Below are 16,869 nucleotides of genomic sequence, written 5' to 3'. Positions count from 1 at the left end.
GAGGCCGTGGAACACACGCGTTCGGTCCGGAGGGGCGGTCGTGCTGTCCGTGGTGCTGGGGGCCGCGCTGGCGCTGACGGGCGTGCCGTATGGCTGGAGTGTCCTGACCCCGCTGCCGCTCGCCGCGCTGCTGTGGTGGGTTTGCACTCCGGAGGCCCCGCGCGCGGTCGCCGGGCGGCTGTTCTGGGGCACGACCGCCTTCTTCGCCCTGCACTTGCTGTTCCTGCCGCTCAGCTTCGCGCAGCTCTTCGGCGTGGCGGGCGCGCTGCTCTTCCCGGCGCTGTTCGTGCTTGAAGGAGCTTTTTACGCGCTGCTGGGGCTGGCCGTGGCCCGGCTGTTTCCCACATTCCTGGAGCGGATCTGGGGCCTGGCGTTCGGATGGGTACTGCTAGAGTGGTTGCGGCACCTGGGGCCCTTCGCCTTTCCCTGGGGCACGCTGGGCTACACGGTGCTGCCCACCCCGCTGATCCAGGTGGCCGATCTCGGCGGCGTCCTCCTCGCCAGCCTGCTCATCACGACCCTCGCGGCGGCGCTCGCCAGCCTGGCCCGGCGAGAGGTTCGTCCCCTCGCGCTGGTGCTTCCGGTCTGGGGCCTGGCGCTCGTATACGGGCTGACGCGGCCAGAGGTCACGCCACCGACCCACCGGGCGCTGCTGGTGCAGGGCAACCTCAACCCGCTGGACAAGGTCGCGGGCAGGGCCGACCCGCTGCCGGTCTACGCCCGTCTCAGTTCCACTGCGGCTGGAGACGTCGCCATCTGGCCGGAGACGGCCGTTACGGGGGATGACCTGGCCCGCCTGCCCGCCCGGCCCCTGCTGATCGGCGTCGCCCGCCCGGGTCAGAACCGGGTCGAAGCGTGGGACGGTGACCTGCTGGGGGCCTACGACAAACGGCAGCGGGTGCCGTTCGCCGAGTATTTCCCGCTGCGTGAATCCCTGGCCCCACTGTACGGGCGGGTCTTCCGGGGGCTGGGGCTGCCCGACCTGACCGGCCTCGCGCCAGGTCGCCTCGACCGGCCGCTGACGCTGGGCGGGGTGGCGTACGGGGCGTACGTGTGTTACGAGAGCGTGTTTCCTGGGATTGCCCGCGGCCTGGTACAGGACGGGGCGGCCGTGCTCGTCAACGTGTCCAACGACGGCTGGTTCAATGCGGGGAACGGGGTGGCTCAGCACTTCCAGATGGGCCGGGTGCGGGCCATCGAGACGCGCCGCTTCCTGCTGCGCGCGGGCAACATCGGCGTGACGGCGGTGATCGACCCGCGCGGCCGGGTGACGCAGGCGCTGCCGGTCAAGCAGGCGGGAACGCTTCAGGCGCGCTTTGCCTTGCAGGAAGGGCAGACCTGGTACGTCCGGCTGGGGGACTGGCCGGTGGGGGGATCAGCCCTGGGCCTCTTGGGGTTCGCGTGTGCCCGGTGGAGGGTGAAGAGGACTCCCCGCTGATTTCAATGGATGGGCTTGCCCTCGATCAGCCACCATCCCTGGGCCGCGCCCGGGCTGAGACTCCGCAAGACCCGGTCGTCGTTCCCGGCCGGGTCGTACACCGTGTCCCCTACCTATGGTGGGGTGCCCGATTCGTCCAGCACCACTTCCACCGTGCTCACCGGCTGTAGGTCTTCGGCGCCTTCCGTCAAGCCGTCCACCTTGCTGCGGACACCAGGAAACAGAGCTGAGATGGGAGCTGTCATGCAGGTGGGCGCGGTGTGCCGGTGGGTGCCCAGGTGGCCCCCGCACCACGCAGGAGCGCCGTGCCCAGCCCCAGGTACGCGAGGCTCAGCACCGGCGCGAGGAACGGTTCGAGGTCCGCGATCCCCAGCGGTTTGGTGGCGACCACGACGCCCGCGAGCCCCGCGGTCACCAGGAACCAAGTGCCCAGGATGGCGTTTTGTCGCAGGCGCAGCAGCAGGCCCCCACTCACACCCAGCCACACGCCGAGGAGCAGGTCCGACCCCAAGCGCAGGTGGAGGGCCAGGTCGCCGACCATCCGGCCCATGACCTGCACCGCGTCCCGCGTCTCCCCGGAGGCCTGCACGTAGCTCTGCGCCAGGATGGGCGACGCGGCGGCCAGCACGAGCGGGGCGGCCAGCCCGAAGACCACGCCACCCAGCCCGGCCACGGCCGCGACGCGGGAGATACCTCTGGCCCCACGCCGCAGCCGGTCGTGCAGCGCCAGCGGCGCGGGCAGCAGGGCCAGGGTGGAGAGCAGGGTCAGCCACCACAGGCCGGTGTAGGCGCGGGCGTGCTCGGCCACCCAGGGCAGCAGCCGCGCTTGATCGTCGAACATCTCAACGTCCAGCCCGGCCTGGGCCAGAACGCCGTACACGTAAACCAGGGAGAGCAGGAACAGGGCTCCGGCCAGCAGGGCACCGGACCCGCCCAGTCGGGCGAGCGCGTGATCTCGAAGCGTGGTCAAGGAAGACTCCTTTCTGGAGGGTCCAAATGAGGGCTGGCACGGTCAGGCCTGCCCTGCCTCTCGTCTGGCCTGTCGCGTCCGCTGGTCCTGTCTCCACTGGGTCAGGAGCAGCAGCAGCACCCCGCCCACCACCCAGATGTCCGCGAGGTTGAAGACCGGGAAGTCTCCCTGCCCCAGGGCGCGGGTGACCAGGGACAGGGCGGGCGAGGCGAGCATGTCGGTCACGCGCCCATGGCTTAAGCCGTCGATGGCGTTGCCGAGGGCACCCCCGGCGATCAGGCCGAGGGCCACGGCCTGCCCGGTGGGGGGTGGGCGCCGCAGCAGGAAGACGACCAGACCCAGGCCCACCACCCCGCGCCCCAGGGCGAGGGGCAGAGCAGAGCCGGAGAACAGGCTCCAGGCTGCGCCAGTGTTGTAGGTCAGGGTCAGGTCGAGGATGCCGGGGAGCCAGGGCCGCACCTCACCGGGCAGTTCCGCGCGGGCCCAGGTCTTGAGGGCGAGATCGAGGACAACGCACAGGGTGGTCAGCGCGAGGAGGGCGAGACGGGGCACACCTGACTGTAGCAATGTTGAGAGGAAGTCTGTACAGAAGTACAGGTATAGCGAGAAGGGTTGCTGCCGGGCGCGGTGGTGGGCAAGTACGAGGTCGTGGCGACCTGACCCCGGCACTGGTGTCTGGAGGTTCAAGTCAAGGGGCAGCGGGGCGCAGGACCGCCGCGAGGCGCCTCAACAGTTCTTCCGTGCGCTCGTACCCCAGCCGCAGGTAGACGGTGCCGAAGGTGGTCCAGTCCTGCACGGCCGCCACCTCCTGATCGTTCTCGTGCAGCTTCAGGTGGGGATACGCGCCGTACTCCACGTAGCAGCCGTACTCCTCGGCCACGGCGTCGAGGTGTTGCGTGTTCTCTGTGGTCTAGGTCAGGACGTAGGGCAGCGCGAAGCAGGGCTTGCCACGGCTTCCTCCCATACCGACCAGTTGCAACCCGGCGACGCTTTGCGGTTCCTGGCGCACTTGGGTACCCTGAAGGGACGCCTGACGATCCTAGGCGAGGTCACGGCTGGGCAGTTTCTGTGCGGCGATCCAGGGGCAGGGCGGTAAGTTTGGACATCAGGACGCTCCCTGGTTGAGGTGGAGGGAGGCGGGGTAGCCCCTCCCTGAGTTGTGGTGAGCGCCTCAGGCCGAGGCGGTCACCGGCCGCGTGGGGGCCTGACCGAAGCGCAGTCGGTTGAGCAGCAGGGCATTCACAGTCACGATGACCGTACTCGCGCTCATCAGCAGGGCCGCCCACTCCGGGCGCAGCAGCACGCCGTAGGCGGGGTACAGGACTCCGGCCGCGAAGGGGATGGCAAGCAGGTTGTAGATCGCGGCCCAGAACAGGTTCTGCTTGATCTTGCCCTGGACCCGCCGGGCGAGCGCGATCCCAACCGCCACACTCGTGGGGTCGCTCTTGACCAGCACCACGTCGGCAGTCTCGACCGCCACATCCGTCCCCGCCCCGATGGCGACACCGACCTCGGCCTGCGCGAGTGCTGGGGCGTCATTCACCCCGTCCCCCACCATCGCCACTTTCTGCCCCTGGCCCTGTAACGCCTGCACCTGGGCGGCCTTCTGCTCGGGCAGCACGTCGGCGATCACCGTATCCATGCCGAGCTGCCGGGCCACCGCCTCCGCCGTGCGGCGATTGTCCCCGGTCAGCATCACCGTCTGCACGCCCAAGCGATGGAGTTCGGTCACCGCCACTTTCGCCGACGGCCTGATCCGGTCAGCCACGGCGACCACACCCAGGAGTTGCCCGTCCACCGCCACGAACATCGCTGTCTTGCCGTCCCCGGCCAGGCGCTCGACCCCGGCCTCGCTGCTCCCCATCGACACGCCCTCCTGATCCATCAGCCTGCGGTTGCCGATCAGGACCCGCCGCCCGTCCACCCGTGCTTGCACGCCGCGGCCGGGGATGGAGTCGAAGTCCTGGGCCGGGCTTAGCGTGACGCCCCATTCCTGTGCCCCTCGCACGATGGCTTCCGCGAGCGGGTGCTGGGAGGGCTGGTCGGCGGACGCGGCCAGGCGCAGCAGCTCCGTTTCGTCCACCCCCGGTGCGGGTACCAGATCGGTGAGGGCAGGCTTTCCCTCGGTCAAGGTCCCGGTCTTGTCGAAGATCACGGTGTTCACCCCGGCGGTCGCCTCCAACGCGGTCGCATTCTTGAACAGCACGCCCTCCCGTGCCCCCTTGCCCACGCCCACGGTGATCGCCGTGGGGGTAGCGAGTGCCAACGCATCCGGGCAGGCGATCACCACCGTAGACACGGCGGCCGTCAACGCGAACACTATCCCGGCCCCCAGGAAGAACCAGACCAGAAAGGCGATCAAACCACTGCCCAGGGCCACGAACACCAGGTATTTCCCTGCCCGGTCCGCGAGGCGCTGCGCGGGGGCCTTGCTCGCCTGCGCGTTCTGCACCATCTGCACGATGCGCGAGAGGGCGGTATCCGTTCCTACCGCCGTCGCCCGGAAGTGAAAGGCGCCAGTTTGGTTGACCGTCCCGCCCGTCACCCGGTCTCCGCTTTCTTTGCGGACCGGCACTGGCTCGCCCGTGATCATGCTCTCGTCCACGTAGGACTGGCCGCTCACCACCTCACCGTCCACCGGCACCCGGTCTCCCGGGCGCACCACGATCTCGTCCCCGACCACGACCTGCTCCAGCAGCACCTCAGCTTCCAGACCGTTTCGGACGACCCGCGCCGTGGAGGGAGCTAGCCGCAGCAGCGCCTCGACCGCCCGTCCCGTGGCGAAGCGCGAGCGCATCTCCAGCCAGTGCCCGGCCAGGGAAAAGGTCGTCAGCATGGCGGCAGCCTCGAAGAACACCTCGTCGGTCCGCAAGAAGATCGTGGCCCACAGCGAGTACAGGTACGAGACCAGGATGCCGGTGGCGATCAGGGTCATCATGTTCGCCTCGCCCCGACGCAGAGCCCGCCACGCGGCCGAGATGAACGGCCAGCCACCCCACCAGACCACGGGAGTGGACAGGAGCAACCCGAACCACGCCATGTCCAGGCCGAAGGGTGGGTCAAGGTGAAATCCCAGGCTCTCCCCAATGGGTGAGAACAGCACGATGGGCAGGGTAAGGAGCAGCGACACCACGAAGCGCCGCAGCATGTCCCCCACCATCTCGGCGCCGTGCCCCGCGTGCTCGTCGTGCCCCATCTCGGCGTGAGCCCCGTGTCCCGCCTGGTAGCCGGTGACAGTCTGGGGGTGATGCTCTGCGTGCGGATCGTGAACGGCGCTGGCATGTGCGGCATGGCCCGAGTGCCCCTGCGCCACCGGGTTCCCACCGTGGTGTTCGTGGCCGACCTGGGGGTGACCCGGCTGGGCGGCGGAGGGGCGCTCGTCCTCGCAGTCGCAGGTGTACCCGGCCGCGTGCAGATGCCTTTCCAGTTCCTCCGGCGTCACCGTCCCCGGGTCGTACCCCAGGTGCGCCACGCCGCGTGTGCGGTCGAGGTGGACGCTGGTGACGCCCGGCACCCGGGCCAGATTCTCTTCCAGGTCGGCAAACTCACTGGCGTCGTAGCAGTTCTTGAACGACACCTTCAGGACGCTTCCGCTCCGGCTGTGCCCGTGGTGTCCTGCGTGGTGATGTGTCATCGGTTTCCCCTCTCGCCCCTTGAAGGCCTGTGGGGTCAACGTAGAACTGGGGTGTTCAGCTTCTGTAAAAGTCCGATACGAACGAGGGCTGAGCCTTGAGAGCGCCTTGAGGGTCGGGCAAGCTTGACAAGAGCTGAACAGAGGACTGCCTACGCTGACAGGGCGGTGTCCTTTCCACCGCCCCGCCAACTCGGCCCCAGGCCGCCCTCATTCCCAGGAGACCGACCATGCCGCAGAACACTGCCCGGATGCTGCAAACCCACCCCAACCCCGCCAGCGTCTTCGATCAAGCCGCGCTCGCCGAGTGCATTGACGCCTGCTTTGAGTGCGCCCAGGTGTGTACCTCCTGCGCCGATGCCTGCCTGGGCGAGCAGGGGCATCTGATGCACCTCGTCCACTGCATCCGGCTCAACCTCGACTGCGCCGATGTGTGCGGCACGACCGGGCGGGTCCTGTCCCGCCTGACCCAGCCTGACCAGAACGTGCTGCGCACCCAGCTTCAGGCGTGCCTCGCCGCCTGCCAGGCCTGCGGGAACGAATGCGAGATGCACGCCCGCGACATGAACATGCAGCACTGCGCGGTGTGCGCCAAGTCCTGCCGCCGCTGTGAACAAGCTTGTCAGCACCTCCTGGGGAGCATGAGCGCCTGAAGAGGATGACGCCCTGTCAGGGAGTGCCAGCGACATGGCGAGGCTTGACCACGTGGGCGGCGAGCAGCGTGAAGGTGAAGGTGCTGCCGCCTAGCCCGGACGTGACGGTCAGCGTGCCGCCCATGCGCTCGACCAGCCCCCGGGCGATGGTCAGGCCGACGCCGCTCCCCTCACCCCGGGTCCGGGCCGGGTCCACCCGGTAGAACCGCTCGAAGATGCGGCCCAGATGCTCCCCAGGAATACCGCTCCCGGTGTCGCGGACCCCGAAGGTGACAAGGCCGTTTTCCGCACGGGCAGTCAACGTGACCTGCCCGCCGCCCGGCGTGTGCCGCAGGGCATTCGAGAGCAGGTTCGCCAGGACCTGTGAGGCCCGCTCGTAGTCCGCGGTCACGGCCGGGAGGGATTCGTCCGTTTGCAGGGCCAGGTGGATGCCCCGGTCCTGGGCGGCCCCCTCGAAGCGGTCCAAAGCTGCCCTCAGCAGCTCCCCCGGGCGGAAATCCGTCGGGTGCAGTTCCACGGCGCCCGCCTCCACCCGGGAGACCAGGCTGAGGTCCCGTACCAGGCGTTCCATCGCCGCCGTCTCCCGCACGATGGCCGTCGAAGCGACCTCGGGGGCGAGGACGTGATCTCTCAGGGCTTCGGCGTATCCCCGCAGGGCGGCGAGCGGCGTGCGCAGCTCGTGGGCCACGTTCGAGATGAGTTCTATTCGGCCCTGCTCGACCCGTTCCAACGCCCCCGCCATGCGGTTGTAGTGCCGGGCGAGGTCGGTCAGTTCGTCGTTTCCTTCCTCGGGGAGACGCCGCCGGTACTCGCCCGCAGCGATGGCGTGGCTCCCGTCCCGCAGCAGGGTGACACTCCGCACCACCCGCCGCGCGGAGAACAGGGCCGTCAGGGCGGCCACCAGCAGCGCGAGCGGGAGGGACACCAGCAGGGCCGAGTTGAGAGTACGCCGCATCCCCCGTTCCAGGTCCGGGCGCAGGCTCGCCCCGTCCGGGCCGATCAGCCGCACCATCTGCTCGACGTGGTGACGCACGAAGGCGGGGGCCAGCAATTCGGTCAGGACCAGCATCGCCCCGACCGCGATCAGGATGACCAGCAGGTGCGACAGGAACAGGCGGGGGTAGAGCTTCACGGGGCCTCCTCGCTCAAGTGTCGGTCCTGAATCGGTAACCGACCCCGCGCACCGTCTCGATAAAGCGGGGGCGCTCGGCGTCATCTCCCAGTTTCTTGCGCAGCCCCGTCACATGCACGTCCACCACCCGCTCGGTGCCGGGGAAGTCCTGGCCCCAGACCCGTTCCAGCAATCTCTCCCGGGTCCAGGCCAGGCCGGGGTGGGAGGCGAGCGCGGCCAGCAGGTCGTACTCCAGCTTGGAGAGGTCCAGGGGCTGCCCGTCCAAGGTCGCGGTCCGGGCGCGCAGGTCAAGGTGCAGGCCCCCACTGGTGACGGTCTCCCGGACCCCCACCCGGCGCAGCAGGGCACGAACCCGGGCCACGACCTCGCGCGGGCTGAAGGGTTTGACTACGTAGTCGTCGAGGCCGGTGTCCAGGCCGCGCAGCTTGTCCTCCTCCTCTCCCCGGGCGGTGAGCATTAGGATGGGCAGGTCGAGGCGGGCCGCCCGGGCTTCGCGGGCCAGCTCCAAGCCAGAGACGCCGGGCAGCATCCAGTCGAGGATGGCGAGGTCGGCGCGGGGGAGCAGGGTGCGGGCGTGAATCCCGTCGGCCGCTTCCAGAACGGTGTGCCCTTCCGCCGCGAGGTAGGCGCGCAGGATTTCGAGGATGGCGGGGTCGTCGTCCACGATCAGGACGTGGGGCATCGGGTCTCCAAGAAAGGGCCCCACCGAAGAGGTGGGGCGCGGTGAGATCAGGATTCAGCGCCGCAGGTAGGCCTGGAAGTCGTAGATTTCCCCGGCCTGGGCACGAGTGATGTCACGGGCCAGCTTCAGGACGCTCAGATTCGTGGACTTGCGCAGGGCGAGGTTCGCCATGTCGATGGCGTCCGCGTGGTGCCCGATCATCCCCTGGACGTAGGCGCGGTCCTTGTTGCTGGCGTTCTTCACGCTGCCCACCATGTCACCCGTCATGGACTTCATCATGCCCGCCATCTTGCTGTCCACGCCGCCGTAGCTCTTCAACAGGGTGTTCATCTGGGCGATCTCGCGGTTCTGGTCCTTGATGATGGTGGTCGCCCAGGCCTTGACCTTGGGGTCCTTGGTGCCGAGCACCGCTTGACTCATGCTGACGGCAGCCTGGTGGTGCGGGATCATCATGGAGAGGAAGGCGCGGTCGAAGGCTTTGCCGGTGAGGGCGCTCAAAGCGCTCATATCCATCGGCTGGCTCATGCCGGTCGCGGGGGTGGTCATGTTCATGGTGCTGTGGTCCATCTGGGCGAGGGCTGGGGCGGGTAGGGCGGCCAGGGCCAGCACGGTCAGGAGAGTTCTCCGCATACGCGCAGGCTACGGGGGTGCTGTTAAGCTCGCGTAAAGCAGTGGGGCAGCGGCGCTGCTACGCTGTCGCCCTCGCCCGTGGAGGGGGCTGGTGGCCCTTCGCCAGCCCCACCGGGCGAAGGAGATTCCGCGCCACGGCGGGCATCAGCCCGACCCCCTACTCCTGGGCGTGAAGGGAGCTTCACGCTCCTCTCCCCTTCCTGTCCCGGGACAAACAGAGAGTAGCCTCGTTGCACCTCTGGAGGTGCACCATGACCGGACCCTACGACCGTCCCCCGGCCCCCGCGACCGACCCCACCGACGTGCCCGCCTCCCTGCCCGAGCAGATGCCGGGTGGCGACGACACCGGCCCAATGGTGGACCCGCCCATGAACCCCGATACCCCGGGGATGCCCGAGCCTACGCCGATGGACAACCCGGACACGCCGAGGCTGCCCAGTCCCATGCCCGCGATGTAGGACGGGCACAGCCCGCCGGGGGCCAGGCCGTGAGCGCCTGGCCTCCACTGTTCATCCCAGGAACGTGACGCGGCTCCTTCGGTAGAGTGGCGGGGTGAGCACCTTCACCTTGTGGGGCCGCTGGACCGGCGAAGTGGGCGAACCTGGCCGTGCTTTCCAGGGTGTCGTGGAAGACCCCGGGCATACTGGCCTCCAGCCGGGCGACCCGGTGACGGTGACCTTCGAGCCCGGGGCGGCGCGCGACCACACCTCCCCGCAGGCCCACGGGCGCTCCAGCCTGGAAGGGATGCCCTCGGTCCACTTCGTGCTGGTGAGCTTCACCCGCAAGGATGGCGACCACGACGACCGGGCCGTACAGGACGCCCCGGAACAGCTCTGGGGCGGCGACATCTTCACCGGGTCCTGAAGGCTGGGGTCAAGCCTCGGATGAGAGGGGAACGGCTCGTCGCCCGGGGACGCGCAGCACCCAGACCGCCAGCGCCGCGAGCAGGGTCAGGAGCGTCAGGGACCACCCGTACCCGCCCGAGACGGTGTAGAGCCACCCTGCCAGGAGCGGCGTGCCCGTCTGCGCCAGGTTCACCGGCCGGGCCATCCGCCCGTTCGCCGCCCCGAAGACCTCGGCGGGGTACTGCCGCGCCAGCAACTCGGCACGGGCCAGGGTCAGGGCCCCGCTCGCCAGCCCGAAGGTCACGATGCCCAGCACCGTGAGCGCCAGAACGGCCGGGAAGTGCAGCAGCAGCGCCCCGATCCCCAGCCCTGCGAAGAGCAGCAGGGTCAGCGGCGGGGCCCCCAGCCGGGAGAGCAGCGGCACGAACAGCACCCGGCCCGGGAGGGCGGCCAGGCCCAGCAGGCCGGTGAGCGCCGCCGCGAGGCCAGGGGCGTACCTGGCGGCGAGCAGCAGCGGCGCGAGTTGCAGGCCCACCCCCACCGTCACGATCCGCGCGAGCGTGAAGGCCAGGGTGAGCCGCCGGAAGGAGGCGTCCGGGAGGAAGGCGGGACGAGCGGCGCCCGGCACCGCTCGTCCCGTGGGAGGCAGGACCTGCCAGCTCAGCAGGCCCACCACCACCAACAGCGCCGCGAGGCCAAGGAGTGTCCTGGAGAGGCCACTTGCCCCCAGCAGCGCGGTGGTGAGTGGCACGAAGATCGTGCTCGCCAGCCCGGCCACGAGGGTGATGGTCAGGGTGGCCCGGGTGCGCGTCTCTCCACTCACCCTTTGGCCCAGGACGGTGAAGGCCGCCTCGTAGAAGGTCAGGGCCATCGCCACGCCCGCGAGCAGCCAGCCCAGAACGAAGGGCAGGTAGCCCGACGTGCAGGCCAGGAGCACGAAGGCCAGCCCGCCCAGAACCGCGCCGCCCCCCACCAGCACTCGGCCCCCACGAGCGTCGAGGGCGCGGCCCACCGCTGGGGCGATCAAAGCGGTCACCAGCAGGGCCAGGGTGAAGGCGAGGCCGGTCTGAGTGCGTGTCCACCCCCGTTCGTGTTCGGCGGCGACCGCGAGGAGGGGCTGCGCGTAGTACAGGGCGCCGTAACTGACGGTCGTGAGGACGGCCAGCGTCCACACCAGGGAACGCTGGCCGCGCGTGGACGTGGGCATCAGCCCAGGGAGATCAGGTCAGTCGTGGCCGGGCCACAGCATCCGCTCCCACTCGCGGGCGCACACCCTGCCGCCTCTACCTCTGCCGAGGTGACGGGCTGACCGCAGGCGTCCGAGGCCTTGCACTGCACACCGGGAGTTCGCAAATAAACGATGACTCGCTCGGCCTGGGGCTCGACGTGCGTGACGTGGTACTGCATCGCGGGCGTGACGCTGTTGCCGTACTCGAAGCGGACTTCGGCCTCACCGCGCACGGGGACGCTCTTCGCCACCTGGTCGTAGATGCCCAGGAACTTACGGGTCATCATGAACCCCTCTCCCGCCTCCCGCGCGTTGCCGTCCTTGAGCTGGATGACCGTCTCGCGCCAGGCGTCGGCCCGGCCGCCGCAGTCCATCGCTTCAATCGTAACTGCCTTGACTTCCGTGACGTGGTAGCCGGGGCCGACCAGCAGCTCGCCGTGCAGATGGAACTCCAGGGGGAGCTGCGGCTGGGCGCGCAGGGTGTCCAGCAGCGCAAGGGTAGAGGTTTGGTCCGTGAGGCCGGGGACGGTCTGGGTCATGGCGTTCTCCTTGAGGGGCAGGTGCATGAGGGTGGCGGACTGCGGGCAGGCGTCCTGAAACTCGCGCGAGGCGAGGAGGGCTGTGGGGGCAACCGAGCGGGGTACCTCCGCGAAGCCGAAGCGCGGGAAATAGTCCTCGGCGGTGGCGGTGAGCAGGTAGACCGCCTCCAGTTCTAGGCGCCGGGCCTGATCGAGCACTTCCTCCACGAGTCGGGCGGCAACCCCCTGACCCTGGGCCGATGGCCGGGCGGCGACCGAGCGCAGCAGCCCCACTTGGCCGTGCCGTTCCAGTCCAGCCACCCCAAGGAGAGTGGTGTCTTCCTCGGCCACCCGCATCCCCTCCAAGTGCTCGGCGACCCCGGCCACCGGCAGGTCCAGGGCCGTGAGCAGGGCCTCAATGGCTGGCAGATCGCCGGGTCTTGCTTTCCGGGTCAGCATCCGCAGCCCCCTTCCCCGTCGAGTTCGGCCCCAAGCGCGGCGCTCAGGCCCGTGAGGAGCCGCAACGTCGCCGCCCGGTCGGCTTCCGGTAGACGAGCCAGCACCCGGGTGGACTGCGCGTTGAGCCCCGCGTCGAGGTCCTGAGCAGCCTGGTGTCCAGCATCCGTGAGGCGCAGCAGCAGGGCACGGCGGTCCCCAGGGTGCGGCGTCTTGACGAGCAGCCCCTGTTCCACCAGGTCGTCGGTGCTGCGGCTGAGCCAGGCCTTGTCCAGGTTGAGGGTGCCGGTCAGCGCCCGCAGCGTCTGGTCGCCCTCGCGCTCCAGGGTGGTGAGGATCACGCACTGGGTCGAGGATTGCACGTCGCAGCAGGCGAAGTTGCGCTGCTGCAACTCGGTGAACTGGCGCGTCACCGTCCGCAGGAGCGCCCCCGTCTGCGTCGCCTCTTCCAACCTGTTGAGATTAGCAACGGTCATGGGCTGACTGTAGGGGTCAAGCCTATTGTTGTCAAGATCAACAGTTGTAGACGACAACAATCAATTGGAAGGCGACCTGGTTTTGCCCCGCTGCGGCATGAATTCCTGCGTGCCGTGAGGTCGGGGCTCCAGGGGTTGTGTGGGGCTGAGCAGGTGGTTGGCGGTCACGGCGAGGGCGGCGCCGAGCAGGGGTGCGAGCCAGTACAGCCAGTGGGCCGTCCAGAGGCCGCTCGCCAGCGCCGGGCTGAAGGAACGGGCCGGGTTCATGCTCGCCCCGGTGATAGGCCCACCCATCGCGGCCTCCAGGGCGACGACCCCGCCCACCACCCAGGGCAGCCCCGAGCGCAGCGCGACCAGCAGCAGGAAGAAGGTCAGCACCGCTTCGAGGACGAACGCTTGAATGATGGTGCCCGCCGGGAGCGTCGCCCCCAGGTTGCCCTTGAGTCCAAAAAGGGCCAGCAGCACGAACGCGGCCCCCGTGGCGCCGAGCAGTTGGGCGGCGATATAGGGCAAGACCCTCCCGGGCGGGAAGCGGCCCGCCAGCAGTAGGGCGAAGGTGGCCGCCGGGTTGATGTGCGCCCCACTGATTGGGGCGAGCGCGGCGATCACCGCTGCCACGGTGAGCCCGAATACGGCCGCCACGCCCAGGTGCCCGAGCGCACCTGTCTGGGCCTAGACCACCGCCGCACCCGGGCCGAAGAACACCAGCGCGAAGGTGCCCAGTCCCTCGGCGAAGAGGGCACGCGCGAGGGACACCGCCACGTCAGGCGACGGGGACGGGGGGGCTGTCCGCGTAGGTGGGCGGAACAGGCTGCCCATCTTTCAGGGCCTGCACAAAGGCCTCGAACTGGCGCCTGAGCTGGTCACGCACGGTGCGCCAGCGGTCGAGGCTGCCCCCGCTCGGGTCGGTGAAGGGGTAGTGCAGGCGGTGCGTCTTGCCCGGGTAGACCGGGCACGCCTCCGCCGCCGAGTCACAGACGGTGATCACGTAGTCGAAGTTCTGTGGGTCTGGCACGTCCCGAAGCGTTTTGCTGCTGTGTCCGTCCAGGCTCAGGCCGATCTCCCCCATCACCGTCTTCGCGTCGTCCTTCACCCGGGTCGCCTCGGTCCCCGCCGAGTGCACGTCGAGGTCGAGGCCAGCCACCCGCGCGGCCTCCCGGGTCAGGGCCTCGGCCATCTGCGAGCGGGCGGAATTGTGGGTGCACAGGATTAGGACGCGCTTCACGCCCTCAGCATATGGATTTGTTTTGATGCGTCAAGGCGAGGGGGCCGGTAAAAATCTCGCTGAGCAGTGTGCCACCTAATTGAAAGAGTTGATCTTGCTGCAGGGTGTAGTAGGTGTTCTTGCCGCGTTGCTCGGAGCAGACGAGTTCGGCCTCGCGGAGGATGCCGAGGTGGTAGGAGACCTTGGACTGGGGGAGCCCCAGCAGCGCTTCCAGGTCGCAGACACAACGCTCTCCCCCGGCGAGGTGCCGGACCAACTCGAAGCGGATCTCGTGGGAGAGGGCCTTGAGCTGGTCAAGCACGGTCGCGACCGTGAGCGTCGTCATCCAGACATTGTAGATGTGACACAAACGGCCGCCAAGACGAGCGGGCTCGGGCGCGGCGGCACCAGGTCCGCTGAGCGTTTGCTTTCGCGTGACCACTGATGCGCAGCTGTAGAGCGCTGCTTGTGGATGGGGACCCGCCTGCATCAAGGGGGAAAGTGTGGTGCTGGGGTATACCCCAACTGGACGTCAGAGAAGAACGGTCAGGACTGTCAGAATAGAGTGGGTTTTGAGTTTTCCTGACATCGATTCTACCAAGTCACAGACTTCAACCTGACACTTTCCTTGGAGGACACCCCTTGCCCGATCAACGCATCGGCTACACCCGCGTCAGCTCCCTCGACCAGAACCCTGAACGCCAGCTCGACCAGACCCAGGTCGACCGGGTGTTCACCGATCAGGCCTCCGGCAAGGACGTTCACCGCCCCCAGCTCGGAGCCCTGCTCGCCTTTGCCCGCGAAGGGGACACGGTGGTCGTCCACAGCATGGACCGCCTGGCTCGCAACCTGGACGATCTCCGCCAGCTTGTGAGTGGCCTGACCTGCCGGGGCATCCGGGTGGAGTTCGTCAAGGAGGGATTGACGTTCACGGGTGAGGATGCGCCCATGTCGAATCTGCTGCTGAGCGTCATGGGGGCTTTTGCAGAGTTTGAACGTGCGCTGATTCGGGAACGGCAACGCGAGGGCATCGCCCTCGCCCGCAAGCAAGGGAAATACCGGGGCCGCAAGAAGGCCTTGAGTGCCGAGCAGGTGCAGCAACTTCGGCGCAGGGTGCAGGCTGGAGAATCGAAAGCTGCTCTGGCGCGGGAATTGGGGATCAGTCGGGAGACGCTCTATCAGTACCTGGAACGGCCAGACTGGACCTGAACTTGCCCTCGCTGCGGCAGGCCAGCGCATCGGCTTGAGCGGCCAGGACAGCCACCGTCTTCCTGTCTAGCCCTTTTGCGCGCTGGCGCAGCGACCCTGACGGAGGCCCTACTTGCTGGAGCTCAGCGCCGTCCTCAGCGCCTTAGACGCCACGAAGGGTGAGTTCTGGGCAACACTGACTGCCCCCGCCTTCGCTGGACTCCATGGCGTGTCCTGGCAATTGTTCACACGCCTCACCCTGGAAAGCCAGGCGCAAACGACCCACCTTGCCAAGCCAAGCGTAGGGTTCATGGCGGAATACTTGGTCAAGAACTTGCACAAATTCATGGAGCCGAGCCCGGAGTACCTGGAGTTCCTCAGAACTACGGATGTGCGTGGCGTCAATGGCTTCACAGGAACGCTTTGGCGGCACCAGGTTGGCCTGGATGGGCGCTACGTCTTCCAAAATACTAACCGCACGTATGCCCTCCTCCACCACTACCCCACACTTCATCGCAACACCTGGCAAGCCCGGCATCAGGAAGAGTTCTATCATCTCCCAGACTTCTTCCGTGAGCTCACAGGGGCGAGCGTGTCCACTTTCCTGCTTGCGTGTGAGGCGCTGTACGCCAATTATGTTCGCTTTTTCAACGAGAATTTGCACTTCAATCCGCCGTGGCTGCAAGCGTACTGGCGTGTACCCGAGGAGGGTCGGCCACAGCTTTCCGTCACGGACCTCAAACAGTACCTGAATGAGATCTATCCGTTCCTGTCGGAGATCAGCATCACACGGGAGAAGGCCCTCAACTTCTTGCAGCATCCCAAGTTGAAGCTTCCAGCCGACGAGCTCCCCGGTGTGCTCGACGCCCTGATCTCCAGCCTGGATGACGTCCGTGCCCTGCTCCATGAGGCTCCGTACAACACGGGTCAGAAGTGTTTCATGCCCCTGCCTCTGGAAGTCAAACCGCTCATTGAGCTCCCAGACGGCAAACTCCTTCTCCCAAACCTACGCTCCTTCCTGCGAGCCGTCTCCAGGCTTCCGCACGTCCTGATTCGCAGAGCCCCGGACCGTAAGCGGGCACTGAACGCCTACGGCTGGTCGCTTAAAGCGTATGCCTGCGCGCTCACCGAGGACCGCTTACGCGGAACGGACATGACCGTTGTTGCCGAATTCCCCTACAGCGCCTCTGGCCGCGGAGGCATGCGCTCCGCCGCCGACCCCCTGTTGGCACCCGGCAAGCCCGTGATCCAGGTCGAATACAAAGCCAATCGCATGCATGACGACGCCTTGAGTCGACCCACCGACGATGGCTTGACCCCGCTGTTGAACCTCCTCCAGAAAACCGTCCTGAAGGGCGAAGACAAGCGCAAGGATCTGCCAGAACATCACGGTGCCTGGCGGGCAGCCGATCTGAGCCGCGACCTGACAGTCATGGTGTATGGAGAGAGCGTGCCCGGCGCGGACGCGCAGTTCTACCAGGCCATCGTCCGTGATCCAACTTATGCCGAGTTGAAAGCGAGACTGGGCGAATTCCTGCCACTGTCCATCGAAGACTATGAACGCCACTGTGAAGTTGCTCATGACACCGGCCAAAATATGCATGACTTGTTGATGCGTTCCGCCGAAGAGTTCGTTGGTCGCAGCGACGATGAGTTAAAGCTCACTGCCCATGGCCACCTTGACGATAAGTGGCCCCAGAACGTATTTGTTGATCAATTTCAGGGTCCTCGGTGGGGCAGAGACTCCCACGGACCCGTACAAATTCCCTGACCGTTCTGGGCAATCGGTCGGCCTGGAGACCCGGGTGAGCTAACCTC

At 67.7% G+C, this 16,869-nt stretch carries 19 protein-coding genes; 6 read left to right on the top strand and 13 right to left on the bottom strand.

Going from position 1 to position 16,869, the window contains the following annotated elements; translation table 11 throughout:
• Nucleotides 1-40 precede the first annotated feature (40 nt).
• Nucleotides 41-1,438 (top strand): apolipoprotein N-acyltransferase, encoded by a 1,398-nt coding sequence (gene lnt / locus V3W47_RS14015; protein WP_331825841.1) that lies wholly within the window; start codon nucleotides 41-43, stop codon nucleotides 1,436-1,438.
• Nucleotides 1,439-1,679: 241 nt separating this feature from the next.
• Here the strand turns inward: lnt and V3W47_RS14010 are convergent, their stop codons facing one another.
• The 4 genes from V3W47_RS14010 to V3W47_RS13995 form a co-directional block, all read right to left on the bottom strand.
• Entirely contained in the window at nucleotides 1,680-2,408 is a 729-nt protein-coding gene (locus tag V3W47_RS14010; RefSeq protein ID WP_331825840.1) for a DUF4386 family protein, read from the bottom strand.
• A 42-nt stretch (nucleotides 2,409-2,450) separates the two neighbouring features.
• On the bottom strand, nucleotides 2,451-2,975 hold the full coding sequence (lspA, locus tag V3W47_RS14005) for a signal peptidase II (RefSeq protein ID WP_331825839.1): 525 nt from the start codon (nucleotides 2,973-2,975) through the stop codon (nucleotides 2,451-2,453).
• A gap of 121 nt (nucleotides 2,976-3,096) precedes the next feature.
• Nucleotides 3,097-3,288, bottom strand: coding sequence for a hypothetical protein (locus V3W47_RS14000; RefSeq protein ID WP_331825838.1), 192 nt, complete (start codon nucleotides 3,286-3,288; stop codon nucleotides 3,097-3,099).
• A 291-nt stretch (nucleotides 3,289-3,579) separates the two neighbouring features.
• Nucleotides 3,580-6,042, bottom strand: a complete 2,463-nt coding sequence (locus V3W47_RS13995) for a heavy metal translocating P-type ATPase (RefSeq protein WP_331825837.1) — start codon at nucleotides 6,040-6,042, stop codon at nucleotides 3,580-3,582.
• Nucleotides 6,043-6,269: 227 nt separating this feature from the next.
• Here V3W47_RS13995 and V3W47_RS13990 point away from each other — a divergent pair, with 227 nt between their 5' ends.
• Entirely contained in the window at nucleotides 6,270-6,692 is a 423-nt protein-coding gene (locus tag V3W47_RS13990) for a four-helix bundle copper-binding protein (protein ID WP_331825836.1), read from the top strand.
• A gap of 16 nt (nucleotides 6,693-6,708) precedes the next feature.
• Here V3W47_RS13990 and V3W47_RS13985 read toward each other — a convergent pair whose 3' ends face one another.
• From V3W47_RS13985 to V3W47_RS13975, 3 genes are read right to left on the bottom strand one after another with little or no spacing between them, the layout of a single operon-like run.
• Nucleotides 6,709-7,824 carry a sensor histidine kinase gene (locus tag V3W47_RS13985; RefSeq protein WP_331825835.1) on the bottom strand — a complete coding sequence of 372 codons (1,116 nt, stop codon included), beginning with the start codon at nucleotides 7,822-7,824 and terminating at the stop codon, nucleotides 6,709-6,711.
• A gap of 13 nt (nucleotides 7,825-7,837) precedes the next feature.
• On the bottom strand, nucleotides 7,838-8,506 hold the full coding sequence (locus V3W47_RS13980) for a winged helix-turn-helix domain-containing protein (protein ID WP_331825834.1): 669 nt from the start codon (nucleotides 8,504-8,506) through the stop codon (nucleotides 7,838-7,840).
• A gap of 54 nt (nucleotides 8,507-8,560) precedes the next feature.
• Nucleotides 8,561-9,136, bottom strand: a complete 576-nt coding sequence (locus tag V3W47_RS13975) for a DUF305 domain-containing protein (protein WP_331825833.1) — start codon at nucleotides 9,134-9,136, stop codon at nucleotides 8,561-8,563.
• 251 nt (nucleotides 9,137-9,387) lie between these two features.
• Between V3W47_RS13975 and V3W47_RS13970 the strand changes: the two genes are divergently transcribed.
• A complete protein-coding gene (locus tag V3W47_RS13970) occupies nucleotides 9,388-9,594 on the top strand; it encodes a hypothetical protein (RefSeq protein WP_331825832.1) in 207 nt (68 codons plus the stop codon).
• 94 nt (nucleotides 9,595-9,688) lie between these two features.
• Nucleotides 9,689-10,000 carry a hypothetical protein gene (locus tag V3W47_RS13965; RefSeq protein WP_331825831.1) on the top strand — a complete coding sequence of 104 codons (312 nt, stop codon included), beginning with the start codon at nucleotides 9,689-9,691 and terminating at the stop codon, nucleotides 9,998-10,000.
• 9 nt (nucleotides 10,001-10,009) lie between these two features.
• Here the strand turns inward: V3W47_RS13965 and V3W47_RS13960 are convergent, their stop codons facing one another.
• The 6 genes from V3W47_RS13960 to V3W47_RS13935 form a co-directional block, all read right to left on the bottom strand.
• A complete protein-coding gene (locus V3W47_RS13960) occupies nucleotides 10,010-11,188 on the bottom strand; it encodes an MFS transporter (RefSeq protein ID WP_331825830.1) in 1,179 nt (392 codons plus the stop codon).
• On the bottom strand, nucleotides 11,188-12,186 hold the full coding sequence (gene arsN2 / locus V3W47_RS13955; RefSeq protein WP_331825829.1) for an arsenic resistance N-acetyltransferase ArsN2: 999 nt from the start codon (nucleotides 12,184-12,186) through the stop codon (nucleotides 11,188-11,190). Before arsN2 ends, V3W47_RS13960 begins: the two co-directional genes overlap by 1 nt.
• Complete coding sequence (locus V3W47_RS13950) at nucleotides 12,180-12,659, bottom strand: MarR family winged helix-turn-helix transcriptional regulator (RefSeq protein WP_331825828.1); 480 nt, start codon at nucleotides 12,657-12,659, stop codon at nucleotides 12,180-12,182. Before V3W47_RS13950 ends, arsN2 begins: the two co-directional genes overlap by 7 nt.
• Before the next feature lie 60 nt (nucleotides 12,660-12,719).
• A complete protein-coding gene (locus V3W47_RS13945; protein ID WP_331825884.1) occupies nucleotides 12,720-13,307 on the bottom strand; it encodes an MIP/aquaporin family protein in 588 nt (195 codons plus the stop codon).
• A 115-nt stretch (nucleotides 13,308-13,422) separates the two neighbouring features.
• Nucleotides 13,423-13,884: an arsenate reductase ArsC gene (locus V3W47_RS13940; RefSeq protein ID WP_331825827.1), complete on the bottom strand. Its 462-nt coding sequence runs from the start codon at nucleotides 13,882-13,884 to the stop codon at nucleotides 13,423-13,425.
• A 4-nt stretch (nucleotides 13,885-13,888) separates the two neighbouring features.
• Nucleotides 13,889-14,209, bottom strand: coding sequence for an ArsR/SmtB family transcription factor (locus V3W47_RS13935; RefSeq protein ID WP_331825826.1), 321 nt, complete (start codon nucleotides 14,207-14,209; stop codon nucleotides 13,889-13,891).
• Nucleotides 14,210-14,505: 296 nt separating this feature from the next.
• Between V3W47_RS13935 and V3W47_RS13930 the strand changes: the two genes are divergently transcribed.
• Nucleotides 14,506-15,072, top strand: a complete 567-nt coding sequence (locus V3W47_RS13930) for a recombinase family protein (RefSeq protein WP_331825825.1) — start codon at nucleotides 14,506-14,508, stop codon at nucleotides 15,070-15,072.
• A 112-nt stretch (nucleotides 15,073-15,184) separates the two neighbouring features.
• Nucleotides 15,185-16,822 (top strand): hypothetical protein, encoded by a 1,638-nt coding sequence (locus V3W47_RS13925; RefSeq protein ID WP_331825824.1) that lies wholly within the window; start codon nucleotides 15,185-15,187, stop codon nucleotides 16,820-16,822.
• Nucleotides 16,823-16,869 lie beyond the last annotated feature (47 nt).

This window comes from Deinococcus sp. YIM 134068 (assembly GCF_036543075.1).
Taxonomy (GTDB): domain Bacteria; phylum Deinococcota; class Deinococci; order Deinococcales; family Deinococcaceae; genus Deinococcus; species Deinococcus lichenicola.
The sequence above is the reverse complement of the archived record's forward strand: the minus strand, read 5'-3'. Positions and strand labels throughout refer to the sequence as shown.